Source organism: Adlercreutzia caecimuris B7, from assembly GCF_000403355.2.
GTDB classification, from domain to species: Bacteria; Actinomycetota; Coriobacteriia; order Coriobacteriales; family Eggerthellaceae; genus Adlercreutzia; species Adlercreutzia caecimuris.
Genome location: NZ_KE159646.1, coordinates 537,618 through 563,654, shown reverse-complemented (window position 1 = coordinate 563,654; position 26,037 = coordinate 537,618). Strand labels below are relative to the sequence as shown.

Sequence of the window (26,037 nt, the reverse complement as noted above, 5' to 3'; positions counted from 1 at the left end):
GTTGTAGTACCATCCCATGATAGCAAAGGGAAAGGACTTCTGTGAAACTGCTCATCGTGAACAATCTGTCATCGGGCCTGCGCGACGGTGCGATCTACGATTTCATGCGCGCCTTCAGCCGGGACGGCGACGAGATCTGCGTGCGCTGCACGAGCGGTTGCACCGATTTGGCCGACTTCCTCTGCGATGCCGAGGACTTCGACGCCGTGGTGGCGGCAGGCGGCGACGGCACCGTGGCCACAGCGGCCTACCTTCTGGCCGAGACCGGCATTCCCCTCTTGCCCTTCCCCGCCGGAACCGCGAATCTGCTGGCGCTGAACCTGGCCTCGCCGGCCGAGCCCCATGCCCTGGCCAAGCTCATGCGCGAGAGCCGGCTCATGGACTTCGATATCGGCGAGATCGAGCTATCCGACGGCAGCCGCCGCGGTTTCACCATGATCGCCGGGGCCGGCTACGACGCCACCATCATGCAGGGCGCCGAGGCGTCGAAGAAGCTGCTCGGCCCTATGGCCTACTTCACCTCGGCCTTCGCCAATCCCTCGCCGCAATTCTCGAAGATCGCGTTGACTATCGACGGCGAGTCCGTCGAGACCCAGGGAGTGGGAGTGCTCGTGGTGAACTTCTCGAAGTTGCAATTCGACATATCGGTGGTTCACGAGAACATGCCCCGCGACGGCATGTTCGACATCGTGGTCATGAACACCCACGATGCCGTAGGGCTCATCCCGGCCTTGCTCAGCTGCATGCTCGACCGCGGCGGGGAGTTCCCCACCCGGCCCGGCAGCCTGCAGGTCTACCGGGGTCGCGAGGTGACGGTCGAGGCCACGCCGCCCCTGGCTGTGCAGTACGACGGCGAAGTGACCGGCTCAACCACCCCGTTCACTGCTCGCATGCTGCCCGAGGCGGCCCGCTTCGTGGTAAGCGAGGAATGCCTGAAGCTCTACGACGAGGAGAGCGCCGAACCGCTGCGGCTGGACGACTAGGAACCGCACAGCCGGAACAAGCCACGCCATGCACCGCCCGAACGGTTGATGACACCCGAGCCTGACCACGATTCGCCCTCGCATTCGACCCTAAACACGACAGCGGCCCCGGCAAACGCTGGGGCCGCTGTTTGTTGCGAGCGAAGAAAGCGCCGGCGGGCTACACGAGGCCCGGCGTGGTCACAAGCAGGTACACCGACACGCAGGCCGCCAGAACGATGATGGCGAGCACCACCTTGTCGCGCGTGTTCTGGAAGCACTTCTCGCCACGCTCGTGCTTGCCCCAGATGTACATGACGATACCCGGCAGATACAGCAGACACATGAGGATGAGGCCGAGCGCCCCGGCAGCCCACGATAGGAACAGGCTGTAGACAACACCGAGAACGCCGAGAATACGCCAGAACCACAAAGGGGCGGCGAGCTTGCCGCGGAAGGCCTCGGGCTCTTTGAAGGCCACCTTCGCAAAGTAAGCTGCCGACAGCAGATAGGGCAGAAGGATCATGCCGGCCGACAGGGTGTAGAAGAACTGGTAGGTGGAGTCGGTGAACAGCCACGTGATGAGGAAGAGCTCGATGATGCAGTTCGTCACCACGAGCGTGACCACCGGCGCGCCCTTCTTGTTCGTCTTGGTGAAGGCCCTAATGAACACGCCCTCCTCGGCGGCCTCGAAGGGCGATTCGCTGGCCAGTACCGTATAGCCGAGCATGGCGCCGATGAGCGAGAGCGACACGGCGAAGTTGATGAGGATAGCGCCCCAATCGCCCACGGCGGCCTGCATCACGTAGGCAAGCGCCGGGTTCTCCAGCGTCGCCAGGTCGGAGAGCGGCATAACGCCCATGGACAGAAGCGACACCATCATGTACAGCGTGAGCACGCAGACGAACGCGGTGATGGTGGCCTTGCCCACGTCCTTCGATTTGCGGGCGCGCCCGGAGATGGCCACGGCGCCCTCGATGCCGATGAACACCCAGATGGTCACCATCATAGCCGACTGCACCTGATCGACGAAGGCGAGCTCGGGATCGGCGCCGGTCTGCAGGTTGGCCATGAAGATCTCGGGGTTGAAGGCCCCCAGGAAGATGATGGCGATGATGGCGATGAGCAGCGGCACGAACTTCGAGATGGTGATGACCGCGTTGATGAGCGTCACCTCGCTGATGCCGCGGCTCACGAGGAAGGCGTAGAACCAGATGATAACCGAGGCGCCGATGACGGCGGCCAGATCGGTGCCGGAGCCGAAGATCGGGAAGAAGTAGGACAGGGCCCCGAACAGCAGCGCCGAGAAGCTGACCGTGCACAGAAGCGCGCTGATCCAGTAGCCCCAGGCGGAGTTGAAGCCGAGGAAGTCGCCGAAGCCGGTGCTCGCGTAGGTGTAGATGCCGCCCTTCAGATCGGGCTTCACGCGGGAGAGCGCGAAGAACGTCATGACGAGGCAGAACACGCCGACGGCCGAAATGGACCAGGCGGTAATGATGGCAGCGCCGCTCGCCCCTCCGGCAGCCTGGTCGCCGGCCAGGGTGAACACGCCGGCGCCGACGATGAGGGTGATGACCGTGGTAACGAGACGGAACAGCCCGATGCCGTTCGGATTCGTCACGCCGTCGGACGATTGGGACCCATCGGCCCCGGTGGATGCCAATGCTTCCTTGCTCATGATGAGACCAGCTCCTTGATAGGGGTACTAAGCATTGCACACCATGATACCCGACCCATCGGGCAAACGATTGGGAATTTTCCACCGTAACGACTGCGTAACAAATTGAGCAATGGGCGGGCAGACGGAGCGGCACGCTCAATGGAGGCAAAAGAAAACGGAGGCCGTAGCCTCCGCTCGAAGATTCATGGTGCGCGATACAAGATTTGAACTTGTGACCCCTACCGTGTCAAGGTAGTGCTCTCCCCCTGAGCTAATCGCGCATTCAGGGCAAATGCAACGTCTCTGCTGCAGCGAGATAGTAGTTTAACAGAAAGTCATTGGCTGTCAAAGGAAAATTTCGTCATCTTCAAAACGTGCCGATGGCGCTGCGGAGCGGCGATCCGATCGGGCCGCTCGCCGGAGCCGGCCGCCTAGCAGTCTGCCCCCGCGTCCTTATCGGCCCCCTCGGACAATTCGGGGGCCTTGCGCGGGGCTATCTTGTCAAAGTCCCAGTCGTTGGCGTACTTGGGAGGCAAGGTGACCGCATAGCGGGCGCCGCACTTGTCGCAAATGACCACTTTCCCCCACTTGGGACGCACCATCCACCAGACCACGCCCGCTGTGGCGGCGGTCACGGCCACGGCGAGCAGTATCAGCATGTCCATGAAGCCCGCCTCGGCCTCATTGCCGGTCGTGAACCCCGCGAGGGCCACGAGCACCCACAAACCCACCACATAGATGGCGATACCGGCAACGAGCACCTTGGCGATGCCCGCCGTGGGCAGCATCCCCTCGTACTGGGTCGCTCGCGTCTTGCACTCGCGGCACTTCACCTTGCTCGTCTCCATAGGGCACCGCCTCTCTCGGCCAATCGGTACGTCTGCCGCCATAGTACCACAGCGCTCCCCCTGTTTTTGTGCGCATGAGCAAGGAAGGCGGCATCTCGTTTCGACCTGAAATCGACTCCGCTCGCGTCCTCCGGGTTAATTCTCAAAAGGTGTGTCTAAGAATCATACATTCTCCCAGATCATATAGCTCTTTTTAGGTCAAAAAGTTGGTACGGCCCAACTTTTGGGAGTCTCAAAAAGTGTGTCCGGCTTGCTCTTGACGTCCCTGTTCAGACATTCTTTTCCCAAAGAAAAGTTGAATCTGGACGGGAGCTTGGTGTGGACAATCCAAAGTGCGGCGCATGCGGGGCATCGATGAAGAGAAACGGCAAGACCGAAGCGGGTGCTCAGAGGTGGCGCTGCAAGTCCTGCGGGGCATCCAAAACCCATCGGATAGACAATTCCGCCAAGCAGCTTAAGGCATTCCTCGGGTGGCTCATGGGTAAGGGCTCGCTCAAGGAACAGAGGTGTTCGAAGGCGACCTTCGAGCGTCGGGCGCAGAGATTTTGGTCCCTTTGGCCGCTGCCGGACTTTGCCGGTGAGGTCCATGATGTCCTGTTCGTTGACGGGATCTATATCTCCAAACGGCTCGTGGTGCTTATCGCCTGCACCAAAAGGCATGTTGTGGCATGGCATCTGGCCGAGAGCGAGTGCTCGGCATCCTGGGCGGCCCTCATGGCCAAGGTGGCGCCTCCGACCATGGTGGTCACCGATGGCGGATCGGGCTTCAAGAAAGCGGCGAAGGCGATATGGCCCGACACCTCGGTACAGCGCTGTCTCGTCCATGTGAGGAGGCAGGTAATACGCAGGACGACCATGCGCCCGAAGCTCGACTGCGGCCGGGAACTGCTCGATCTTGCCCGCGCCCTTCCGAAGATCAAAGGAGCGGATGGCGCAGCGAAGTGGCTGGCGGATTATGCGGAATGGTGCTCCAAATGGGAGAGGTTCCTGCGTGAATTCACCTTGAAGGACGGCCGCAAACAATACGTCCACGAGCGTCTCAGGAGCGCGCGGCATTCCCTCAACGGTCTCGTCCGGGACAGGACGCTGTTCACGTTCGCCGAGATGCAGGAGAGTCTGGGAGGAGTATGGGACTCGACCAACAACGTGATCGAAGGTGGCGTCAACGCCCAGATTCGACTCATGCTTCAACATCATCGGGGACTTACAACCATACGCCGTGCCAAGGCTGCGTTTTGGTGGTGCTATCTGCACTCCGAGTACAAAGTCGGTGAAGCGGAAATGCTCAAGACGATGAAGACGGACGAAGAGGTCGCAGGGCTGTTCATGCTCGCCACCAATAGATCAGAGCACGAAGATGGGGCGCCTGATGAACATGGAACATCTCTGCCGGAATGGAGTGAGATGAGAATGAGTGGATCAAAGGAGACGGGTTGGTTCTAGACAGTAGTGAATAATACGCCTAGACACACTTTTTGAGACCTAACCCTAATACGCCTAGACACACTTTTTGAGACCTAACCCCGTCCTCCTCGCCCGGGGGATGCGGAGAAAAGAAAAGCTCCCCGCGGGGAGCTTGGAGATTCTGGAGCGGACAACGGGATTCGAACCCGCGACCCTCACCTTGGCAAGGTGATGCTCTACCAGCTGAGCCATGTCCGCATTTGGTGCAAGGTTGGAGGCGACGCCCGGATTCGAACCGGGGGTGAAGGCTTTGCAGGCCTCTGCCTTACCACTTGGCCACGTCGCCATTTCCTTGGCGGCTGTCATTGAAAAGGCCGGTCAAACAAGTGCCTGACCGGCCTTCTGATGACAATGGAGCGGACAACGGGATTCGAACCCGCGACCCTCACCTTGGCAAGGTGATGCTCTACCAGCTGAGCCATGTCCGCATCGCGAGGTGATACTATACGGGAACCGTCGGATGGATGCAAGCCCTTTTTCGAAAAAATTTCTCGAACGGATCCGAGCGGCATCAATTCGACGCGCGCCGTCTCAATGACGGCGCCTATTCCACGCGCTCCCCCGTCTCGATGGCGGCATCCACGCACCGCTTGGCGCGCTCGCCCACCTCGGCAGGAGCTTCCCCGGCCTCGGCTCGGGCCACGGCCGTATCGATGGCCGCGTCCGCAAGCTCCTTCTTCCAGCGGGTCAGATTGGAATTGAACCGCATCTGAATGAGTTCGAGGGCCACGGCGAAGATCATGGCAAAGTACACCATGAGCTTCTCCATGTGCATATCGAGCACCTCGATGGAGGTGTGAATGCCAGCGGAATCGAGCACGAGCAGCACGCCGATAGCGCAAATGAACACGAGCGCCAAGATCTTCATCTCGGGATGGCTGTTGATGAAATTCGAGATGGGGTCGATGAAGACCATCATGATGATCACGGCGATCATGACGGCCAAGATCATGATGATAAGATGCTCGGCCAAGCCCACGGCGGTAATGACCGAATCGATGGAGAAGACGAGATCCATCACCATGATGGTGCCCACGGCTTGGGGCAGCCCGATCAGATGGGCGGCTTTGTGCGCCTCGGACGTCTCGGCCTTGATCTCGGTGAGGGCGAGCACGTCGATAAGCTCGCGAATGCCCTTATATATGAGGTAGGCGCCGCCAGCGAGCATGACGATGTCGCGCACCGAGAACCCGTGGCTCCACACGCCCACATCGAGCGTGAACAGCGGCGTGGTCATGTGCACCAGATACGAGGCAAAGCACAGGAACAGGATGCGCATGACCAGGGCGCCAGCCAAGCCCAACTTGCGGCCGATGTGCTGCTTTTCCGCAGGCAGGCGGTTGGTGGTGATGGAAATGAACACCAGGTTGTCCACGCCCAGAACGACCTCCAGAAAGATCAGCGTCAGCAGACTGATCCAGGCCTCCGGGGTGGTGAAAATCGACAGATCCACTTGTTCCTCCTCGTCTCAACGGTAATGCCGGCCACAAAAAAAGACTCGTGGTGCAACCTTGCCGCATCTACCGTGCAAGCTTGCACCACGAGTCTCGCTATTTAAGGTTCGCCAGGCCGCCGTTACCGCTTGCGCGGAAAACCGTGACCACGATGTTGAACGAACCGCGCACCGCGCCAGCTACTCCCCCGTGGGGTTTCCCCATCCTAACAAAGGCCCCGCCCCATCGCAATGGTATAATCGGCAACAACATCGTGACTGAACGAGAATCACCTCAGGAGCCAACATCCATGACTCAAGAAGCAACGAACCTGCTCCCGTCGGCGGCCGATTCCGCCGCTGCCGGCCAGGCCCCCGATATCGACGAGACCGCAAGCGCCGGCCAGACTGCCCGCCCCCGCCATTCCCATGCAAGGGCGGCCGCCCCCACTGAACGGCGTCCTCTGTGGGATCAGCTGTTCCACCGCCAGAAAAGCACGGTGCGCATCGGGGATGTGTCCTACCTGGACGGCGCCGAGCTCACCCGGCCCCAGGAGATGCCCGCCCGCGTGCGCGCCATCATGTTCGCCGCCATGGCCGTAGCCGCGCTCATCGGCGGCCTGTTTTTGACCAAGTACTTCGACCAGATCTTAAACGAGCCCATTCGCCAGCAGCAGGCGCTCCAGGAAAACCTCACCCGCGAGGTATCGCTGGATCTTCCCCAGATAGCTCAGCTCATGCCTGAAAACGACGAGGATATCATGACGTCGCTGTCAGAGGCGGGACTCACCCTCTACGAGCGCACGCCGGTGGGCACGAACCCCGACGGGGGCTTCGAGGTCATCAAGCTGCCACCGGACATGACCGTCGAGGAAGCGGGCCTTATGTACGTGAAGGGCATCGACCGGCTCGCGGCCGCCGATGCCGTGCGTCTGCTCAAAGGTGCCTGGACGCTGGATGTATCCCGTAAGGCCGGCACGAGCATGCGCGTTCGCTATGCCGATTTCGACTCCGGCTCCATCGAAGCAGCCGTGCAAAACGCCATGCAGGCCGAGGGGCTCGAGAATGCCAAGGTGACCGACTCGGGCGTCGACGACTCGGGCAACACGTACCAGGCGGGCACCGTGAAGTCCGATGGCGAAAAGTATACCTGGCGCGTGTCGGTCATCGATCTGTCGGAAGTGTACGACATCTCGGGGCTGCCCAACACCGCCTTCTTCGTCGGCATCCGCTTCAGCGCCTAGAGCGGCTACGGCCGCCGTCGCATTGCCGTCTGCGGCGCTACTCTTCGGCCCGCTCGGCAGCCGTATCGGGCTCTATATGGACAAGCACTTCCTTTACCTGGGGAAACCGCGCCTGCACCGCCGCTTCCACCTCATCGCCTAAACCGTGGGCGATCATAACCGTCATCTGCGGATCTACCAGAACATGCAGATCGCAGTACACCTCGGCCTCGGTACCGCGGGTGCGCACGGCGTGCACCGACCTTACCCCCTCCACTGCCGAAGCGGACCGGATCACCTCGTCAGCGGGAATGCGAGCATGGTCGGACAAGGTGCGCAGACCCGCGCGAAACACGCCGATAGCCGAGAAGAGGATAGCCACGGTAACCACGAGCGCCATGACCGGATCGGCCACGGGAAAGCCCGCCGCCACGAAGGCAAGTCCCACGATGACCCCGATGGACACGAAGGCATCCGAGAGGGTGTGGGCCGCATCGGCTGCGAGAATCTCGCTGTGCAGGCGACGCCCGGCACGACGCTCGTACATCGTCACACCCACATTCACCGCAAGCGTGCCCACCATCACGGCGAAGGAGACCGGCGTCACGCTCGCCGTGTAGCTCTGGCTCGCCAGCTTCGCCACGGCGCTCGTGCCCACCTCGAAGGCGGCTACGAGCAGCAGCACGCCGATGGCAAGCGAGCCGTAGGTCTCGAACTTGGAGTGTCCGTAGGGGTGCCCCGCATCGGCGGGACGGGCCGCCAGGCTGATACCGATGAGCCCGATGACGTTGCCGAGCGAGTCGAACACCGAGTGGATGCCGTCGGCCTGCATCGAGGCGGACCCCGAGGCGAGACCGTAGAAGAACTTCGCCGCCGCCACCATCAAGTTCAAGGCGAGAACGATCCAGAGAACCCGCTCCACCTGCCGCCCATGGGTCGCTGCACCCGTCGCCACCATGACAACCGTCCTCTCACGCTCGGGAAATGAAAAGAGCCCTTGCGGGCTCTTTTGATGTTACTGGTGTCGGAGGCGGGATTTGAACCCGCACACCCGGTAAATGGGCACTAGCACCTCAAGCTAGCGTGTCTGCCGTTCCACCACTCCGACATGCTGTTTTTGCAGCGACGATTATTCTAACAGAATGCATCGACGATGCAAGGGGTAATTTTCCCTTTATTGGGAAATGGTGCCATGAGGGTAAATCACCATGAGCACCACGAGCGAGAGCAGGAACACAACCGCACAGGCAATGGTAATGCGATCGAGGTTCTTCTCGATAATGCTCGTGCCCGTCTGCGTAGAGTACATGGAGCTGGCAATGGCATCGGAAATACCCGTGCCCTTGCCCGAGTGCATGAGAATGAAGATGATCAGACCGATGCCCGAGAGCACCAGCAAAACCAAGAATACGATTACCAGAGGATTCAACGTTTCACGCTTCCTTCATCGGTGTGTCTGTGTACGCAAGTTGTTCAGTATAACGGAAGTCATCTAGGCCAGCAAGCTCTTTCCCGTCATTTCCGCGGGAGGCTCAAGACCGATCAGAGCGAGCAGGGTCGGCGCGATGTCGGCCAGACGTCCCTCCTCGCCCGAGAGACCGCGCTCTTCCCCCGTGGCGTCCACCAGCACGAGCGGCACCGGAGCCGTGGTATGGGCCGTGAAGGCTCCGCCGTCCTCGGCGATCATCTTGTCGGCGTTGCCGTGGTCGGCCGTGACGAGCGCCACGCCGCCCTTGGCGCGGATGGCGTCGAGCACAGCCGCCACGCCCGCATCCACAGCCTCCACGGCGGCTCGCGCCGCCTCCACCACGCCGGTGTGCCCCACCATGTCGCAGTTCGCGAAGTTCACGATGTACACATCGGCCTCATCGGCCGCGATGGCCGCCACGAGCGTATCGGCCACGGCCGGCTCGCTCATCTCGGGCATAAGGTCGTAGGTGGCCACCTTCGGGCTCGCGATGAGCTTGCGGCACTCCCCCGCTTTCTCCTCTTCCACGCCTCCGTTGAAGAAGAACGTTACGTGCGCGTACTTCTCCGTCTCGGCGATGTGGTACTGGGAAAGCCCCGCCTCGGCAAGCACGTCGGCCAGTACGTTTTCGGGAAACTCCTTGGCGAAGGCCACCGGCACGGGAATGGACGGGTCGTACTCGGTGAGGCACACGAAGGAGACCTGCGGAAAGACCGCACGATCGAAACCGGCGAAGTCCGGATCCACGAGCGCCCGGGTGAGCTCGCGGGCGCGGTCGGGGCGGAAGTTGAAGAACACCATGGCGTCGCCCGCGCGCACGCCGCGCTCGCTTAAGGCCACCGGCTCCACGAACTCGTCGGTCGTTCCGGCGGCGTAGGAGGCCTCCATGGCCGCCACGGCCGACAGATCGCGGAAGGGCTCGGCGCGCACCACCGCGTCCCAGGCGCGCTCGACGCGCTCCCAGCGGTTGTCGCGGTCCATGGCGAAGTAGCGGCCCTCCACCGAGGCGATCTCGATCACGGCCGGCTCGCCGTCGGCACGGGAGACCGCCCGCTCGATGTAGTCCACCAACTCGCGCATATACTCGGCACCGCTTGCGGGCGGTACGTCGCGGCCGTCCATGAAGCAATGGATCATGATGTGGCGCACCCCGGCCGCAAGGGCCGCGTCGATGAGCGCGTAGAGGTGCTCGTTGGAGGAGTGCACGCCGCCGTCGGAGAGCAGCCCCAGAAGGTGCAGGGCCGCCCCCTCCTCGCGCGCCGCGGCGAAGGCCTCGCCGAGCACCGGGTTTTTGGCCAGCTCGCCATCGCGGCAGGCACGGTTGATACGGGTGAGCTCCTGGAACACCACGCGCCCCGCGCCGATGTTCAGGTGCCCCACCTCGGAGTTGCCCATCTGCCCCTCGGGCAGGCCCACCGCCTCGCCGGAAGCGGCCAGGCGCGTCCAGGGCTCGCCCTCGAACAGCGCGTCCAGGTTCGGCGTGGCGGCCAGCGAGATGGCGTTGCCCGGACCGGGAGCATCGAGCCCGAAGCCGTCCATGATGATGAGGCAGGCGGGCAGGCGCAGGTCGCCGCGGACCGTCGCGGCGTTCTCCCCCGCCATGTTACAGGGCCGCCTTCACGATCTCGATGAAGGAGCCGGCCTTGAGCGCCGCGCCCCCGATAAGGCCGCCGTCGATGTCGGCCTCGGCCAAAAGCAGCGCGGCGTTGCCCTCGTTCATAGAGCCGCCGTAGAGGATGCGCATAGCCGCCGCCGTGGCCTCGTCGTACAGGTCGGCCAAACACGCGCGGATGGCCGCGCACACCTCCTCGGCCTGCTCGGGCGTGGCGGTGCGGCCCGTGCCGATGGCCCACACCGGCTCGTAGGCCACCACGGTGGTGCGCGCATCGTCGCCGTCGATGCCCGCGAAGGCGGCGCGCACCTGGGCGGTGACGTAGTCGAGGTAGGCCCCCTCGTCGCGCACCGACAGCGACTCGCCCACGCAGACGATGGGCGCGATGCCGGCCTCGATGAGGGCGCGGGCCTTCCGGTTCACGTCCTCGTTCGTCTCGCCGAACAGATTGCGGCGTTCGGAATGGCCCACGATGCAGAAGGTGCAGCCGATCTCCTTGATCATGGGGATGGAGATCTCCCCGGTGAAGGCGCCGGCCGGCTCCCAGTACACGTTCTGGGCGCCGAGGGCGATGTCCACCCGATCGAACTCCAGCACGGTCTTCACCGGCTTCAAGTCCACGAACGGCGGGCAGACGGCCACATCCACCATCTCGAGCCAGTCGCGCTCCATGAGGTTGGAGATCTCCTGGGCGAGCACCACGGCCTCGGGGACGGTCTCGTTCATCTTCCAGTTGCCGGCGATAAGCTTTCTGCGGGTCACGGGCGTATCCTTTCTCTGAGAAAGCCGGACGCGCACGCGACGCACCCGGACGGGGTTGCTATTTCAGGGCCTCGACACCGGGAAGCGCCTCGCCCTGCACCAGCTCCATGGAGGCGCCGCCGCCCGTGGAGATGAAGGTCATCTGGTCGGCCAGGTCGAACTGGTTCACCGCGGCCACCGAGTCGCCGCCGCCGATGATGGTATCGGCCGCCTCGTTGGCGGCCACGGCCTCGGCCACGCGCTTGGTGCCGGCCTCGAAGGCGGGCATCTCGAACACGCCCATGGGGCCGTTCCAGAACACGCTCTTGGCCATGGCGATGGCCTCGGCGTACAGCTCGGCGGTCTCGGGCCCGATGTCGAGGCCCATCATGTCGGCGGGCATGTCGTCCACCGAGACGATGGCCGTGCGGGCGTCGTTGGCAAAGGCGTCGGCGGCCACCACGTCCACGGGCAAAAGCAGGCTCACGCCGCGCTCGCGAGCCTTCTCGATCATGGCCGCGGCGCGCTCGACCCAATCCTCTTCCTTAAGGGAGGTGCCCACGGATTTGCCCTGGGCCAGCAGGAAGGTGAAGCACATGCCGCCGCCGATGATGAGGGTGTCGGCCTTGTCCAGCAGCGCGTCGATCACCTTGATCTTGTCGGAGACCTTCGAACCGCCGAGAATGGCCACGAAGGGCCGCTTGGGCTTGTCGAGCATGCCGGTGAGCGTGGCCACCTCGCGCTCCATGAGATAACCCGCGTACGACGGCAGAAACTCCGCCACGCCGGCCGTGGAGGCGTGCGCCCGGTGCGCGGTACCGAAGGCGTCGTTCACGTAGGCGTCGGCCAGATCGGCCAGCTCGTGGGCGAAAGCGGGGTCGTTCTTCTTCTCGCGCGCGTCGAAGCGGATATTCTCCAAAAGCACCACGTCGCCATCGCCCATGGCGTCCACGACTTCCCGGGCATCGGGGCCGACAAGGGCGCGGGCGAGCACGATGTCGCGGCCGAGCAGCTCCTGCAGGCGGCGGGCCACCGGGCCCAGGCTGAAGGCCTCCTCGAAGCCGGTGCCGGCCGGGCGGCCCCGATGGCTCACGAGGATCACGCGCGCGCCGTCGCCGATGAGCTTCTCGATGGTGGGCAGCGCCGCGCGGATGCGCGTGTCGTCGGTCACCACGCCCTCATCGTTCACCGGCGCGTTGAAATCGACGCGCACGAGCACGCGCTGACCCGCGAAATTCGCATCGTCGATGGTCTTGATATCGGCCATGTCTCGTCCTTTCCGTTTATACGGGAAAACCCAGCCCGACAGGAGAGCTGGGTTTTCGCAAGCGATTATTGCCTCGGGCTACGGCAGCAGAATCTTAACCAGGTCCTTCACGCGGTTGGAGTAGCCCCACTCGTTGTCGTACCAGCTGATGCACTTCACGAAATTGCCCTCGCCGCCGAGCACCATGGTCAGCTGCGAGTCGAAGATGGAGGAGTGGTCGTTGCCCACGATGTCGATGGACACGATGGGATCCTCGGTGTACTCCAGAATACCCTTCAAGGGACCCTCGGCCGCGGCCTTCATGGCGGCGTTGATCTCGTCCTTGGTCACGCTGCGCTCCAGCTCCACCGTGAGGTCGACCATGGACCCGTCGGGGGTGGGAACGCGAGTGGCGAAGCCGTCGAGGCGGCCCTGCAGCTCGGGGAGCACAAGGGCCACGGCGCGGGCGGCGCCGGTGGTGGTGGGGATCATGGACACAGCGGCGGCGCGGGCGCGGCGCAGATCCTTATGGGGCAGATCGAGGATCTTCTGGTCGTTGGTGTAGGAGTGGATGGTGTTCATGTAGCCGCGCTTAATACCGAAGTTCTCCAGCAGCACCTTGGCGAAGGGCGCCAGGCAGTTGGTGGTGCAGGAGGCGTTCGAGATGATGTTGTGCACCGCAGGATCGTACTGATCGTCGTTCACGCCCATGACGATGGTGATGTCCTCATCCTTGGCCGGGCAGGTGATGACCACCTTCTTGGCGCCGGCATCCAGGTGCTTCTGCGCCAACTCGCCGGTCTTGAAGATGCCCGTGGCCTCCACGACCACGTCCACCCCGAGATCGCCCCAGGGCAGGTTCGCCGGATCGCGGTCGGAGAGCATGGTCACGTGCTTGCCGTCCACGATGAGGCCGTCGTCCACCACTTCGATGTCGAAGTTGCGAATACCGTGGACGGAGTCGTACTTCAGCAGGTGAGCGGCGGTGGCCTTCTCGCCCAGGTCGTTGACGGCAACCACCTCGACGGCGGGGTCATCGGCCATGGCGCGGAACACGAGGCGGCCGATGCGGCCGAATCCGTTGATGCCTACCTTGGTTGTCATGCGTATCTCCTTTCACAAGATACTCGCGATGCCACTGAGTGGACGTAAGTAAATGCTAAGCAGCTTTGTAAGTGTACTACGAACCGCCGCCGCGCGCGCGGCATCTTGGACGAGCAGCGAAATAAAGCGGCAGACCTGCACAAAGTTACGGCCGGAAAACGAACGTGGGCATCCTTCGTCCTCGATCCTGGCCCAAGTGACTCGCGAGCTGTCTCAAAAAAAACGAGGCGGCCCCGCAAGAAAACGAAGCCGCCTCGCCGAGGGGAGGGAAAACGTGCGTTACTTCACGGGAATCATGTCGTTCGCGAAGCGGAAGGCCGCCTTCTTGTTGTAGTCGTCAAGCAGGTTCTTCGCCAGCGGTTCGACGCTGTCAGGGTTCGCAAGGCGCAGCTTGCGTGCGTCCTGCGGGCAGACGAGGGCGCACTGGCCGCAGCGCACACAGGACATGAGACGCGCGGGAAAGCCCTCATCATCCATAGAGATACAGCGCACCGGACAACGGTCCATGCACTTGCCGCACTTGATGCAGGCGTCCTTGTCATGCTCCAGGGTGTAATGGCTCACGTTAACGCAGGTGTTGAAGTCAGCAAGCTGGTCTCCCAGGGCCTCATAGGTAGTGAGGATGCCGCAAACATCGCGAGGGCAGTTGCACATGATCTCGGGCTCCTTGGTCCAGGTATGCTGGTAGACATAGCCGGCCTCCTTGCACTTCTGAAGTATCTCGCGGGCCTCATCCCGTGTTATCTCGCGGCCATAACCGCCGTCGATGACGTACTGGGCCGTGGCGCCGAAGGCAACACAGCGCTCGATCTCGGGCATGGGGTCGAGCGGAATGCCGGCAAGGTCCAATGCCTGGCACTGGCAGGGACCCACGGCGAACACGGTGTTGTTCTCGAGAATCTTCTCGATGTCGTCGTAGGGGTACAGTCCGGGCTCGTCATCGGCAAGAACCTCTTTGCCCACGGGAATCGAGTAATAGAACGGAGTGCCAGTGCCCATCTTGTTCTGCGGGGCGTCCTCGGTAAACACGTAGCTGTGGGCCTCGCGGTACTCCGGCGTGTCGCCCGCACCCAGGATCTGGAACTCCCACAGGCCGTATGCCATGGCCAGATGATGGAAGAAGGACACGCCGCCGCGACGCACGCGGTAAAGCGTGCCGCGCTTGGCCAAATCCTCGCACAGCGCCAAACATGCAGCCTCATCGCGTCCCGACTCAAGGGAGAAGTCCGTCGCGGTGAACTCGACGCCGAAGGGCATCTCCAGGTACGCCTGGGCCTCATCCTCGCTGAACAGGTACACGAACTCGTCGAAGGCGTGATCATTCACGGCCATGCCCATACCCCAGCCGTAGGTGTTGAACAGAGCGCGCAGCTTCACGTAGACCTCGGGCACCACCGAGCCGTCCTCGCAGGTGTAGGCCGTCTGGCTGTCCACGAAGGCGTGGCGCAGGGCGTTCAGCTCCTCCAAACTCATGGAGTCCTCGACGCCTCCGGCAGCGAAGGCCTGGTTGGCCGCAGAGGGCTCTTCCCCGCTGGTCTCGGAAAGGGACGCTTCCGAGCCCTTGGGAGCGCACCCGACGAGCGACGCCAAGGGCATCATGCCCGCCATGCCGATAGCCGAGCCCTTAAGGAAAGCCCGCCGGTCGAACGAACGGCTCTGGGCACCGTCGGCGCTCACGACCTCTTCCACGTTCGCAACCATGCTCTCGACTCCCATCTCCTTCATTGCGCACCAGCTCCTCTCGTCTCGTGTTCAGGAACGCAAGCTCACGATATCCCGAGCCCGACCGCCTTGCCGAAACAATGACCGGCATCCTCTGCGCATTTGGCAAGCAGGCCTTTCTCGCCCGACGATCAACGCCTGTCATTTTCCGAGCATCGAAGCTCATCCTTTGCACATGATGGCATCGGCATGCAGGCCCATCATGTAGCAGGGAGACAGGAGGACGTCATGCACGAAACCAGTCTGGTCTACAACGTGGTGGATATTGTTCTCAACCAAGCTGAGAACTGCGAAGTCGAGCGCGTGACTGGAGTACACCTCACCATCGGTCGCTTGCGCGATATCTCAGAGAGTATCTTCGAGGGGATGTTCGAACGACTCACCCGCGATACGATTGCCGAGGGCGCCGAGCTCGTTATCTCACGGCCGCCCATCATGTTGCGGTGCAAATCCTGCGGCTATGTATTTCACTTCGACGCACACGACGAGGCCACGCATCGCTGTCCCGCGTGCCAGGATAAAAACTACGCAATACATTCTGGCTTGGAGTTTCTGGTGGGAGGCATCGAAGCCTCTCCCCGAAAGGAACCTCAGTCCATCCAACATGGTCGCTGCACCTGATATCTTCCGCTATCACCGTTTCTTTTCGGGCATAATAAACGTCAGAAGATTGGGGGGCCGCGATGCTCGAGCGCACAAGGGAATTCATTCAACTGGCCAATGCCATGAGCTTTTCCAAGGCGGCCAAAGAGCTGAACATGTCGCAGCCGAGCCTGCGTCGCCATATCGCGGAATTGGAATCAGAGCTCGGCTTCAGCTCTTCGAGCGCAATCCGCTCACGCTCACCACGGCCGGTTGCCACTACCTCGAGGGCATCAGCACTCTGATCAACGATGTCGACTCGCTCACAGCCCGCTGCCAGAGCATCGCCGCGGGAAGCAGGGAATCCCTTGTCATCTGCTCCATTCCCTTCGATTTGGGCCCTTACTCGAGAATCGTCTACGAGTCGATTGCACGCATGCGGACCGCCTGCGCTGCCTTCGCTCCGACTTTCTTCTACTCGGGCGTGTACACTATTCCCGAGGCGATTTATTCCGGCAAGGCCGACATCGGCGTCGTTTTCTCGATGCCGCATGAGATACCGGAAGGCTTCACTTGCGATCCGCTCATGGATTACCGGGGCATGATTTGGGCCCATAAGGACAATCCGGGACTGAAGGTGTCTCCCATAAGGGCGCAGAACTTCGCGGGAAGCGTTCTTGTCGATTCGACGAACCGCATGTACACCACCTGGCGCGACGGCGAGCTGGAGGTGCTTGAAAAGGCCGGCGTCTCACCGAACTCATGCCTGAGGGGCATCGAAAACTCCGCCGACTTCTTCATCATGATGCGTCGTAACGAGATCAAGGTCACCATGGATTTGGGAACGACCATATGCCCCTACAACCCCGATGTGGTGGGGGTTCTGCCCGAAGACGACGAATTTGTCATCCGCACCTACCTGCTTTACGGCAACCGCCCCGTCAAGCCCCAGGTGGCATCCTTCGTCGACCTTGCCAAGCAAGTGGCGGCCGAGACCCTCTAGATGCGCTGAAGGCGCCCGTCCTCTATCGCATCCGGCGCATCAGCCGCCTCATGTTGCGCTAAATCACCTCGAGTCCCTCGGCTACCCGGCAGAAGAACTCCCTCGACCACAGAGCAAGCGAGCTCCTATCGTTGAGGAAGGGCTCGACGTCTCTTCTCGCATCCGCGAAATCGATGGCGTCGAAACGCTCCGACAGAGCACGGCGAAGACCGCCTGCACCCTCAATCGGGCATCCATCCCGAAATCCCGTCTGGGCCAATCTCGCATTGAGGTGCCCCAGGTTCACGGGAATATCGCGGGCGAGGTAGAACAGGTAGTCGTACAGGTCGCGCCCCTTCACCCGATCCTTCCATCCGCGGCACAAAACCGCATGGATCTTCCCCGCGAACAGCGACGGCGCGTCGTAGAGGTTCACCTCGTAGGGAGCCGGCAACAGGCGGTATTCCCGCTGGAACGAGGCGCCTGCGGGAGGGTTGACGTCCACCTCGAACTTGATCTTCAGCTTCTCGTCGGCGGGCACGCCCGCAAGCGACCCCTCGTTCGGATAGAAGGAGAGCAGGTGCTCGCGCGTATTCGCCTTGAGGAAGGCCGAGTGGATGTCGGAGGGACGGCTCTTCTGCTTCATCTGGATATCGACCTCAAGCCCGAACGAGCGCGCTTCCCTCTGCACGGCGTCGAAGTAGCGCGAGAGATCGAAGCTGGCGTCCGGCTCCATGAGCGAGAAATCGAGATCCTCGGAAAAGCGATCGAGGCCGTAGAAGATGCGCAGCGCCGTCCCGCCGTAGAAGGCGACCTTGTCGAAAAACCCCGCGCGGGATAAACCGCACAGCACAATCTCCTGGATAACCTCCTTCGCGGCATTCTTGCGGTCATTGAGCGAAACCGGATCATAGGTTGCAAGCATCTGCTGCAAAACGCTTCTCATCTCCCGCTCCCCTCCTTCAAGTACCTCGCCAATCGACGCACATTGCGAGACCGATACTTCTCGGCGAGAAAGGCCACGTCATCGACATCGAGAGCGGCCAGATCGCCCCTATCGATGCGCAGATCATCATAGAGCAGCGCCTCAAGCCCCCCGCAGCTCGTAACCGGACTCATCGTGTAGAGCTTGTCGCAGAGCGCCTTCTCCGGCGTCGCGATGCGGAACGGCGCATTCGCGGGGCCCTTCACGTCGATGCCGTAGGGGAACGCCTCAGCGGGCACGTCGCGGAAGAGGAACGAGCCGAACGGCGTGTCGTAGGCTTTCGCCTTGCCCTTCTCGAAGGTGGCGCTCGTCACCGCCCTCACCCCCTCGGGAATAAGGCCGTGAAAGGAGAGGGCGCTCTCGAAGGAGATGTACGATGGCCCATAGATGCACCCGGCCAACGACCAGGGAGAGGCGGTCGCCTCGGTTTCGTAGAGGCCGCGGATTATAGGAGTGAGGCGTCCTTCGCGCACCATACGCGCGACCTTGTTCGCCGGATCGGCGAAGCTGCTCAGTTCCTCACGGATCATTTTCGTCGTCTTAACCATATTTCCTCCAGTAAGTTGCATTATACACAACTTACTGGAGGAAATATAGCCACTAGAGAGGGAATCGCCCCTCCTACTCCCCTGCTCCTATTTCTCGGGCCATGGACTCGATGCGGCGGACGCGGTGGTAGACGGCGCTCTTGGAAAGCGGCGGCGTGGCGCGCTGCCCCAGCTCCTTCAGACTCGCCTCGGGATAGGTCACACGCAGGCGGATGAAATCCTGCAGCGCCGGGGGCAGGTTCTCCATGCCGTAGTGCTCCACCACGGCGCGGATAGCGTAGATCTGGTCCACGGCGGCGCCGGCGGCCTTGGCTTGGTTGGCCATCTCGGCGTTGATCATGCGGTTCACGTCGTTGCGCACGCTCTTCACTACGCGCTCCTCCTCCATCGAGAGCGCCGCCTGGTGAGCGCCGGTCCAGGCGAGGAACTCCAAAATGGAGGCACCGCTTTTCAGGTACACCATATACGAGCTGCGCCGCTGCATGACGCGGGCGGCGATGTCCTTGCGGGCCATAAGCTCCACGAGCCCCGCCGCCAGAGGCTCCGTTTCCACGGTGATCTCGAAGTGAAAATCGCTCTTCGGGTTGGAGATGAAGCCCGAGCCCAGAAAGGCGCCGCGCACGTAGGCCGCCGCGCAGCACGGCTTGGCCACGAGCTCCGGCTTAATGCCCAGCTCAAGACCGCCTTCGGCCGAGAGCACGCCCATATCCCTCAGGGCGTCGGCCAGATGGGGCTGCGCCGGCACCTCGATGAGGTAGTTCGGCGTCTTGTGCAGCACGCTGCGACGCATGGTGAGGTTCGTCTTCAGGGCGTAGATGGCGTGCAGCAAGCGCACCACGAGACGTGCCGCTGCCGGCGCATCGGTGGCGACTTCCACCCGATAGCGGTCGGGCCCGCTCACGAACAGCGTGCCCTCGATGCGCACGAGCGCCGCGAGCGTCGCCTTCTCGCAGGCGGCACACGCCGGCACCACACGGGCGAGCTCGTCTTTCACCTCGGCCGTAAACGACATGGCGTCTCCCTAGCCGCGCCGCGAGCGCGAAAGCCTGATGACATTCTGGAAGGCATCGCGCAGGGCGAAGGGAGAATGCCACGTGGGCCGCTCGGGGTCGGCGAGGTTGCGGCTGATGACGATGGGGCCGCGCGCCTGGATGGCCAGCATATCGGCGTAGCTGATGGAGATGGGGCGCACGCCCCGGATCAGCTGCGTATCGTTCAAATCAGAGGTGGAGGCGTGCTCCAGATCGGCGCCGGATATGGCCGCGAAACTGCCCGTAGCGGGGCTTTCCGCCCGCAGAGGCACCTTGGAATGCACGAGCATGTAGTCCACCAGGCCCTCCATGCCGTGGGCCGCAAGGGCCTCGAAGTGCTCGCGGGCCGTAAGCCCCCAGGTCTCGCCCTGCACGTCGGCCAGCGCGCACACGAACAGCACGCGCCCGCGGCTTTCACGAATGGCATCCACCACACCGGGAATGAGCAGGTTCGGGATAATGGAGGTGAACAGCGACCCCGGACCGAGCACGATGAGGTCGGCCTCGCGAATGGCCTGAAGCGCCGGCTCAAAGGGCCGGGGCGCCCGCCCGTCCTCGCCGGCGAGCCACACCGACTCCAAAGCCGTGCGGGAATGGCAGGCCACGGCCTGGCCGTCGAGCACGCGCCCGTCGCAGGTGCGGGCCGAAAGCACCACATGGTCCAGGGTGGAAGGATACACATGCCCCTGGGCGTCCACGAGCCGCTCGCAGACGGCGATGGCCTCGGGGAACGACCCGCAGGCGTCTTCCAAGGCCGTGAGCAGGAGGTTTCCCAGCGCATGGTCGCGCGCCACGGCGAAGCGGTACTTGAGCGCCCGCACGAGCGGATCGGCTGGATCCTTCGCAAAGGCCACGAGGCACTTGCGGATGTCGCCGGGCGGCGTGGCGTCGGCCTCCTCGCGCAGCACGCCGGTGGAGCCTCCATCATCGGCCATGGCCACCACCGCGCTCGTCGTGACCCCGAGCGAGAGCAGCGTGCGGATGGACACGGGCGCGCCCGTGCCGCCGCCAATGACCACGGCGCGCAGGGCCCGCTCGTCGGCGTCGAGGCCGCCCAGGTTCGGCAGCGCGCTTTTCAGGGCCGAGAACGCCGCCGTGGCCGCCGGGTCCACACGGAAGGCGTCGGTCTTTCGGATGCCCATGGCCCTAGGCGTCCTTCCCGGCGGCACGCGGGTCGAGCACGTTGTCTCCCTGGGACTCCACCGTCGCCCCGCGTTCGGCCAGGCGCAGGTCGCGATGGGCCACGCTCACCCGGTAGCCCTTCGACTTCAGGTAGTCGCCCGTGGCCTCGGCAAGCGCCACGGAGCGGTGCTGGCCGCCGGTGCAGCCCACGCCGATGGCCAGCTGCTGCTTGCCCTCGGCCACATAACCCGGCATCACCACATCCAGAAGCTCGTGCCACTTCTGCTCGAACTCGATGGTCTCCTCGCGCATGCGCACGAAATCGCGCACCGGAGCATCGAGTCCGGTCAGGGGCCGCAGCTCCGGATCGTAGTAGGGGTTCGGCAGAAAGCGCACATCCATCACCAGATCGGCGTCATAGGGCGCGCCGTGCTTGAAGCCGAAGGAGTACACCGTCACCGCGAGCCCCTTGCGCTCGCTGCCCGTGGAGAACAGCCCCCGAATGGTGCTGCGCAGCTTCTGGGGAAGCATGTCGGTGGTGTCGATGACAAAGTCGGCCCGATCGCGCAAACCCATGAGCAGGTGACGCTCGCGCTGGATGCCCTGCCAGATGGTGGTGCCGTCGGTGCACAGGGGATGTCGACGGCGGCTCGACTTGTAGCGGGCGATGAGCTTGTCGTCGGCCGCATCCAAAAACAGCGTCTTGTAGGAGATGCCCGCCTCCTCCATGGCGGCCAGCTCCGCCTCCAAATCGCCGAAAAAGTCGCCGTTGCGAGAATCGCACACGACGGCCAGGCGGCGGCGGTCATCGGTCGATTCCGTCTCCTCGTTCACGCGCACCAGATCGCCCAGCAGGCTCGAGGGCAGGTTGTCCACGCAGAAATAGCCCAAGTCCTCGAAGACGTGCATGGCCTCGGTGCGTCCCGCCCCGGACATGCCGGTGACGATGACGAAATCGGGCATCTGCTCAGCCACCACCTTGCGCGGCTCGAGTTCACGGTCTATCTTCTCGGCAATCGTGCTCTGCTCGTCAGCCATCAGGGCTCCTTTCAGGAGATCTCTTCCGCCAGTTTCTCTTCTCGCTCGTGCTTCCGCTCATTATACTGCGCCAGCACGGCCACGAGCTCCTCGGCCACCTCTTCGGGAACCACCCGGGCCGCCTTTATCTCGTCCAGGGTGGCCTCTTTCAAGTTCTTGAAGGACTTGAAGTGCGCGAGCAGGGCCTTCTTGCGCACGGGCCCCAGGCCGGCCACCTCGTCCAAGATACTCGCCGTCATGCCCTTGCCGCGCAACTCGCGGTGGAAGGTGATGGCGAAGCGGTGGGCCTCGTCGCGTACCTGCTTCACGAGGTACAGCGAGGCCGAGCCGCTCGGCAGCACCACAGGCCCCGTGTCCTGCCAGGGCACGAACAGCTCCTCGTCGCGCTTGGCCAGACCACAGATGGCGATGTCATCGATTCCCATCTCCTCGAACATGGCGAGCGCCGCCGTGAGCTGGGGCTTGCCGCCGTCCAAGATGATGAGGTCGGGCTTGCTGCCGAAGCGCTCGTCGGCCATGCGCTCGGGGGCGTAGCGCCGCCTCATCACCTCCTGCATGGAGAGGAAGTCGTTGGCCTCGGAAAGCGGCGTCTTTATCTTGAAGCGGCGGTACTGGTTCTTGTCCGGTTTGCCGCCGGTGAACACCACCATGGAGGCCACCGTGTAGGACCCGTGGATGGTGGAGATGTCGAAGCACTCGATGCGCATGGGCGGCGCATCGAGGGCCAGGGCGCTCTCCAGCTGCAGAAGGGCGTTGTTGATGCGCTTGTCGTCGTAGTTGGTGCGCACCTTGTAGCGCATGAGGGCGTGGCGCGCGTTGGTCTCGGCCATGGCTAGAAGATCGGCCTTCTCCCCCTTCTGCGGGGCGGTAAAGCGCACCTTCGCGCCGTGGGCCGAGTCCAGCTTCGCCGTGAGCCACTCCCCCATGGCCCCGGCATCCTCGGGCAGCACCGCGCAGATGACCTCGCGGGGCACCGAGGTGGTCACATCGTAGTAGCGGAACAGGAAGTTGCGCAGCAGGTCCTGGTCGGGCACGTCGGTGCCGCGGTTCAAGACGAACTCGTTGGAGTTCACGATGCGCCCCTCGCGGATGACGAGCACGTGCACCCCGGCCACGGTCTCCTCGCGGAAAAATCCGATCACATCGGCGTTCAAGTCGCGGCTCGACACGGCGTGCTGCTTGTCGGCGAGCGAGTTGATGGTGTCGATGCGGCTCTTCAAGCGGCCCGCGCGCTCGAAGTCGAGCTCCTCGGCGGCGGCGCGCATCTCGGCCGCGAGCTCGTCGACGAACTCGCGGTGGCTGCCCGCCAAAAAGCGCTCGATGCGCCGGACGTTGACGGCATAGTCCTCCGGCGTGATCTGCCCGCAGCAGGCCCCGGGACCCAGCCCCACATGGCAGTCGAAACAGGGGCGCGCATCCCGCTTCAGAAACGCGAGCGGGTCTTTCTCCAGGGCGCGCGTGAGCTGCCGCCAGTCGGCGCAGGTGGCGGCGCACAGCGGCACCACGCGCCGGGCGATGTCAATCATCTCCCGGGCCGCGCGGGCGTCGGTGAAGGGGCCGAAGTACTTCGTGTCGGCGCGCCGCTTCTCGCGGGTGTACTTGACGGCCGGGAACACGTCGCCCTTCGTGAGCGCGATGAAGGGATAGCTCTTGTTGTCCTTGAAGTCCGCGTTGAAAAAGGGGCTGTACTGGTTGATGAGGTTCTTCTCCAGCACCAGCGCCTCATGCTCGTTGTCCACCACGATATAGTCGAAGGAGTGAATGGCCTCCACGAGCAGGGGGATCTTCGCGCGATCGTCCTGGAAGTTCACGTACTGGCGCATGCGGGCGCGCAGCTGCTTGGCCTTGCCCACGTAGATGACCTCGCCGGCAGCGTCCTTCCACAGATACACGCCCGGCTCGGCGGGCACCGATGCCAGCTCGCCCTTAATGCGGGCGATCTTGACCTGCTGGGTCTCACCGCCTTCGGGCACGTGGCCGCGCACGGCGCGATCCAGCGCGGGTCTCATGCGCCCCTCTCGTTCCAGGGTGGCATCGTATTCCGTTTCAAAGGCGCTCTCGCGCGAAGTGTCCTCGTTCATGGCCCCAGTATAACGGCTGAGGCGCTCGGCGCTCCTCGCAGGATGGATCTCCTTCAACTTCTTGGAGAAATTCCGTGGGATGCGGGGAGTTGTTGCGCGGCGCGGCCCGGCGAGCGGAGTCGATGGTATGTTGTGCAATTGCAATAAACCAACGGAGGGGTTTCTTTTGACTGAATCGCAGAAGGCAGTACAGGTCGACGGCGCGGGCGCGGCGACGCGCAACCGGTGCGGCGGCACCGGCCGTGCCGCCGACGTTCCGGCGCGCAGCCGACGCGGCGATATCGCCCGCACGCTGGTGCGCCTGGCGTTTTTCGCCGTGGCCGTGGCACTCGGGTTCATCCTGCTGGAGGTACCTTGGAACGATGGGCTTCCGGCCATGGAGGCGAAGTACGTGATGCCGAACCTGGCCGTGCTCGCCCTCGGAGGCGCCATCACGTTCCTTATCGGCCAGCGCACGCGGGCATCGCTTGCCGTGTTCGTGGGCCTGTGCCTGCTCTCGGGCATGGCGAATTTCTTCCTCATCGAGTTCAAGGGCCAGCCCATCGTGCCGGCCGACCTGTTCGCCCTGTCCACAGCCGCCTCGGTATCCAGCGGCTACAGCCTCTTTCTCACTCCGCGGCTTGTCGCGTGCCTGGCCGCCTTCGCCGCCTTCTGCGCGGCGCTCGCCCTTTGGTGCCCCAAGCGCCCCGTCACCGGGCCTGACGTGATGGTGAACTGCTTGTGCGCCGTGCTGCTCGCGACGGCGGGCGTTATGCAGTTCGATCGCGTCTCCATTAAGAAAGAGTGCGCCGTGAAGGTGGACGTGTGGGACGTGCGCGGCTCCTACGCCACCCAGGGAACGGCGCTCTGCTTCCTATCCCGGGCCCAGGAACTGGTGCCCAAGCCCCCCGCAGGCTATTCCGCCGAAGCGGTGACCGACATTTTGGAGCCCTTCGGCGCGCGACCCGCAGACACCGCAGCCGACCGGGAAGACCCCGCGAGCAACTCGGTCGCGGGCCCCCACGACGGCCCCAACGTCATCGCCATCATGAACGAGACCTTCTCGGATCTGTCCAGCTACCCCGGCCTCGCGGGCACGGTGGCCGAGCCGTCGTTCTTTCGCGAGGTGGCCGCCGACGCCCTGGCCGCCGGCGACGTGTACGTGTCGGCTATGGGCGGGGGCACCTGCAACAGCGAATTCGAGTTTCTGACCGGCGCCTCCATGGGCAACATGGGCGGCGGGGTGTATCCCTATGTGCTCTACGATCTGGAGGGTACCGAAAACCTGGCGTCGTACTTCCGTTCCCTTGGCTACGGGACCCACGCCATTCACCCGGCCGAGGCCTCGAACTGGCGGCGCGACCGCATCTACGAGCAGCTCGGCTTCGACGAGTTCGACGACATCACCACCATGGAGGGCGCCGACACCTTCCGCGACCTCGTAACCGACCGGGCCACCTATGCGCGGGCGCTCGAGAAAATCGACGAGGGCGAAGCGCCCCAGTTCGTCTTCGACGTGACCATCCAGAACCACGGCGGCTACGACACGGGCCTCGTGCCCGAGGCCGATGCGGTGCATCTGGAATCCGATGCCGTAAACGATGCCGAGGTGGACGAGTTCCTCGCCTGCATCAAGCGGTCGGAAGCGGATCTGCGCTGGCTCATCGGCGAGCTGAACGCGCGAAACGAACCGACCGTCGTGGTGTTCTTTGGCGATCACCAGCCCGGATTCGCCGACTGGCTGTTCGAGCGCACCTATGGCCACAGCGTCGACGACGCGCCGCTCGCCGAGGTGCAGCAGCGCTGGCGCACCCCTTATCTCATCTGGGCAAACGAAAGTGCGCGACAGCAGTACGGGTCGCGCCTGACCTCTATCGCCAACGGCGATGCCACCAGCCTGAACTACCTGGGCAGCCTGCTCGCAGAGGCGGCCGGCCTGCCCGAGACGCCGCGGATGCGCTACATGGAGGCGCTGCGCGATAAGGTACCCGCCGTCAATTTGAACGGATTCATGACCCCCGACGGCACCTGGCACTGGTTCAAGGAGAAAGCCGCGACCGACGAGCACAAGCAAGCGAAGAGAATCCTGAAGCAGTACCGCATCATCCAGTACGACCAGCTGTTCGGAAGGCAGTAGACGGCCCGGCGCCCTGCCCGCGAGGAACTTCCCGCAGGCAGGGCGCCTCGGTATCTTGGCCCTGACCGTA

The 26,037-nt window shown here is 63.4% G+C and carries 22 protein-coding genes and 5 tRNA genes; 6 read left to right on the top strand and 21 right to left on the bottom strand.

What is annotated here, in order from left to right; genetic code table 11:
• The first annotated feature begins 41 nt into the window (after positions 1–41).
• Positions 42–983: a diacylglycerol/lipid kinase family protein gene (locus C811_RS06530; protein ID WP_016308719.1), complete on the top strand. Its 942-nt coding sequence runs from the start codon at positions 42–44 to the stop codon at positions 981–983.
• 160 nt (positions 984–1,143) lie between these two features.
• Here the strand turns inward: C811_RS06530 and C811_RS06525 are convergent, their stop codons facing one another.
• The 3 genes from C811_RS06525 to C811_RS06515 all read right to left on the bottom strand — a co-directional run bounded on the left by C811_RS06525 (position 1,144) and on the right by C811_RS06515 (position 3,470).
• Complete coding sequence (locus C811_RS06525) at positions 1,144–2,640, bottom strand: basic amino acid/polyamine antiporter (RefSeq protein WP_016308718.1); 1,497 nt, start codon at positions 2,638–2,640, stop codon at positions 1,144–1,146.
• A gap of 188 nt (positions 2,641–2,828) precedes the next feature.
• Positions 2,829–2,903, bottom strand: a tRNA-Val gene (locus C811_RS06520).
• Positions 2,904–3,053: 150 nt separating this feature from the next.
• Complete coding sequence (locus tag C811_RS06515) at positions 3,054–3,470, bottom strand: hypothetical protein (protein WP_016308717.1); 417 nt, start codon at positions 3,468–3,470, stop codon at positions 3,054–3,056.
• 318 nt (positions 3,471–3,788) lie between these two features.
• On the opposite strand from C811_RS06515, the gene C811_RS06510 reads away from it, so the two are divergent.
• The gene (locus tag C811_RS06510; RefSeq protein ID WP_016308716.1) at positions 3,789–4,913 is read left to right on the top strand and encodes an IS1249 family transposase; all 1,125 of its coding nucleotides are present in this window, start codon (positions 3,789–3,791) and stop codon (positions 4,911–4,913) included.
• Positions 4,914–5,056: 143 nt separating this feature from the next.
• On the opposite strand, the gene C811_RS06505 is transcribed toward C811_RS06510, so the two are convergent.
• The 4 genes from C811_RS06505 to C811_RS06490 all read right to left on the bottom strand — a co-directional run bounded on the left by C811_RS06505 (position 5,057) and on the right by C811_RS06490 (position 6,387).
• Positions 5,057–5,132: transfer RNA gene (locus C811_RS06505), tRNA-Gly, on the bottom strand.
• Between the two features lie 14 nt (positions 5,133–5,146).
• A tRNA-Cys gene (locus tag C811_RS06500) sits at positions 5,147–5,220 on the bottom strand.
• Positions 5,221–5,286: 66 nt separating this feature from the next.
• Positions 5,287–5,362 (bottom strand) — tRNA-Gly (locus tag C811_RS06495).
• Positions 5,363–5,478: 116 nt separating this feature from the next.
• Positions 5,479–6,387: a TerC family protein gene (locus tag C811_RS06490; protein WP_016308715.1), complete on the bottom strand. Its 909-nt coding sequence runs from the start codon at positions 6,385–6,387 to the stop codon at positions 5,479–5,481.
• A gap of 290 nt (positions 6,388–6,677) precedes the next feature.
• Here C811_RS06490 and C811_RS06485 point away from each other — a divergent pair, with 290 nt between their 5' ends.
• Positions 6,678–7,610 (top strand): hypothetical protein, encoded by a 933-nt coding sequence (locus tag C811_RS06485; RefSeq protein ID WP_016308714.1) that lies wholly within the window; start codon positions 6,678–6,680, stop codon positions 7,608–7,610.
• A gap of 37 nt (positions 7,611–7,647) precedes the next feature.
• Here the strand turns inward: C811_RS06485 and C811_RS06480 are convergent, their stop codons facing one another.
• From C811_RS06480 to C811_RS06445, 8 genes are all read right to left on the bottom strand, one after another.
• Positions 7,648–8,547, bottom strand: a complete 900-nt coding sequence (locus tag C811_RS06480; protein ID WP_016308713.1) for a cation diffusion facilitator family transporter — start codon at positions 8,545–8,547, stop codon at positions 7,648–7,650.
• Positions 8,548–8,608: 61 nt separating this feature from the next.
• Positions 8,609–8,697 (bottom strand) — tRNA-Leu (locus C811_RS06475).
• Positions 8,698–8,763: 66 nt separating this feature from the next.
• Positions 8,764–9,018 (bottom strand): preprotein translocase subunit SecG, encoded by a 255-nt coding sequence (gene secG, locus C811_RS06470; RefSeq protein ID WP_016308712.1) that lies wholly within the window; start codon positions 9,016–9,018, stop codon positions 8,764–8,766.
• A 63-nt stretch (positions 9,019–9,081) separates the two neighbouring features.
• A complete protein-coding gene (gene gpmI / locus C811_RS06465) occupies positions 9,082–10,659 on the bottom strand; it encodes a 2,3-bisphosphoglycerate-independent phosphoglycerate mutase (protein ID WP_016308711.1) in 1,578 nt (525 codons plus the stop codon).
• A gap of 1 nt (position 10,660) precedes the next feature.
• The gene (gene tpiA, locus C811_RS06460; RefSeq protein ID WP_016308710.1) at positions 10,661–11,431 is read right to left on the bottom strand and encodes a triose-phosphate isomerase; all 771 of its coding nucleotides are present in this window, start codon (positions 11,429–11,431) and stop codon (positions 10,661–10,663) included.
• A 58-nt stretch (positions 11,432–11,489) separates the two neighbouring features.
• Complete coding sequence (locus C811_RS06455; protein ID WP_016308709.1) at positions 11,490–12,677, bottom strand: phosphoglycerate kinase; 1,188 nt, start codon at positions 12,675–12,677, stop codon at positions 11,490–11,492.
• Positions 12,678–12,755: 78 nt separating this feature from the next.
• The gene (gene gap / locus C811_RS06450; protein ID WP_016308708.1) at positions 12,756–13,760 is read right to left on the bottom strand and encodes a type I glyceraldehyde-3-phosphate dehydrogenase; all 1,005 of its coding nucleotides are present in this window, start codon (positions 13,758–13,760) and stop codon (positions 12,756–12,758) included.
• A gap of 279 nt (positions 13,761–14,039) precedes the next feature.
• Complete coding sequence (locus C811_RS06445) at positions 14,040–15,485, bottom strand: 4Fe-4S binding protein (protein ID WP_016308707.1); 1,446 nt, start codon at positions 15,483–15,485, stop codon at positions 14,040–14,042.
• 225 nt (positions 15,486–15,710) lie between these two features.
• On the opposite strand from C811_RS06445, the gene hypA reads away from it, so the two are divergent.
• On the top strand, positions 15,711–16,103 hold the full coding sequence (gene hypA / locus C811_RS15705) for a hydrogenase maturation nickel metallochaperone HypA (protein ID WP_016308706.1): 393 nt from the start codon (positions 15,711–15,713) through the stop codon (positions 16,101–16,103).
• Positions 16,087–17,067: a LysR family transcriptional regulator gene (locus tag C811_RS17025; RefSeq protein WP_244874312.1), complete on the top strand. Its 981-nt coding sequence runs from the start codon at positions 16,087–16,089 to the stop codon at positions 17,065–17,067. The genes hypA and C811_RS17025 overlap by 17 nt, the downstream gene beginning before the upstream one ends.
• Positions 17,068–17,125: 58 nt before the next feature.
• Here C811_RS17025 and C811_RS06435 read toward each other — a convergent pair whose 3' ends face one another.
• From C811_RS06435 to uvrC, 6 genes are all read right to left on the bottom strand, one after another.
• Positions 17,126–17,992, bottom strand: a complete 867-nt coding sequence (locus tag C811_RS06435) for a nucleotidyl transferase AbiEii/AbiGii toxin family protein (protein ID WP_016308704.1) — start codon at positions 17,990–17,992, stop codon at positions 17,126–17,128.
• Positions 17,989–18,579, bottom strand: a complete 591-nt coding sequence (locus C811_RS06430) for a type IV toxin-antitoxin system AbiEi family antitoxin domain-containing protein (RefSeq protein ID WP_016308703.1) — start codon at positions 18,577–18,579, stop codon at positions 17,989–17,991. The genes C811_RS06435 and C811_RS06430 overlap by 4 nt, the downstream gene beginning before the upstream one ends.
• Before the next feature lie 73 nt (positions 18,580–18,652).
• Positions 18,653–19,591, bottom strand: a complete 939-nt coding sequence (gene whiA / locus C811_RS06425) for a DNA-binding protein WhiA (protein ID WP_016308702.1) — start codon at positions 19,589–19,591, stop codon at positions 18,653–18,655.
• Positions 19,592–19,600: 9 nt separating this feature from the next.
• Positions 19,601–20,752 carry a gluconeogenesis factor YvcK family protein gene (locus C811_RS06420; RefSeq protein WP_016308701.1) on the bottom strand — a complete coding sequence of 384 codons (1,152 nt, stop codon included), beginning with the start codon at positions 20,750–20,752 and terminating at the stop codon, positions 19,601–19,603.
• A gap of 4 nt (positions 20,753–20,756) precedes the next feature.
• A complete protein-coding gene (rapZ, locus tag C811_RS06415) occupies positions 20,757–21,695 on the bottom strand; it encodes an RNase adapter RapZ (RefSeq protein ID WP_198010049.1) in 939 nt (312 codons plus the stop codon).
• An 86-nt stretch (positions 21,696–21,781) separates the two neighbouring features.
• Positions 21,782–23,779: an excinuclease ABC subunit UvrC gene (uvrC, locus tag C811_RS06410; protein WP_084811575.1), complete on the bottom strand. Its 1,998-nt coding sequence runs from the start codon at positions 23,777–23,779 to the stop codon at positions 21,782–21,784.
• A gap of 238 nt (positions 23,780–24,017) precedes the next feature.
• Between uvrC and C811_RS06405 the strand changes: the two genes are divergently transcribed.
• Positions 24,018–25,967, top strand: coding sequence for an LTA synthase family protein (locus C811_RS06405; RefSeq protein ID WP_016308698.1), 1,950 nt, complete (start codon positions 24,018–24,020; stop codon positions 25,965–25,967).
• Positions 25,968–26,037: the final 70 nt, after the last annotated feature.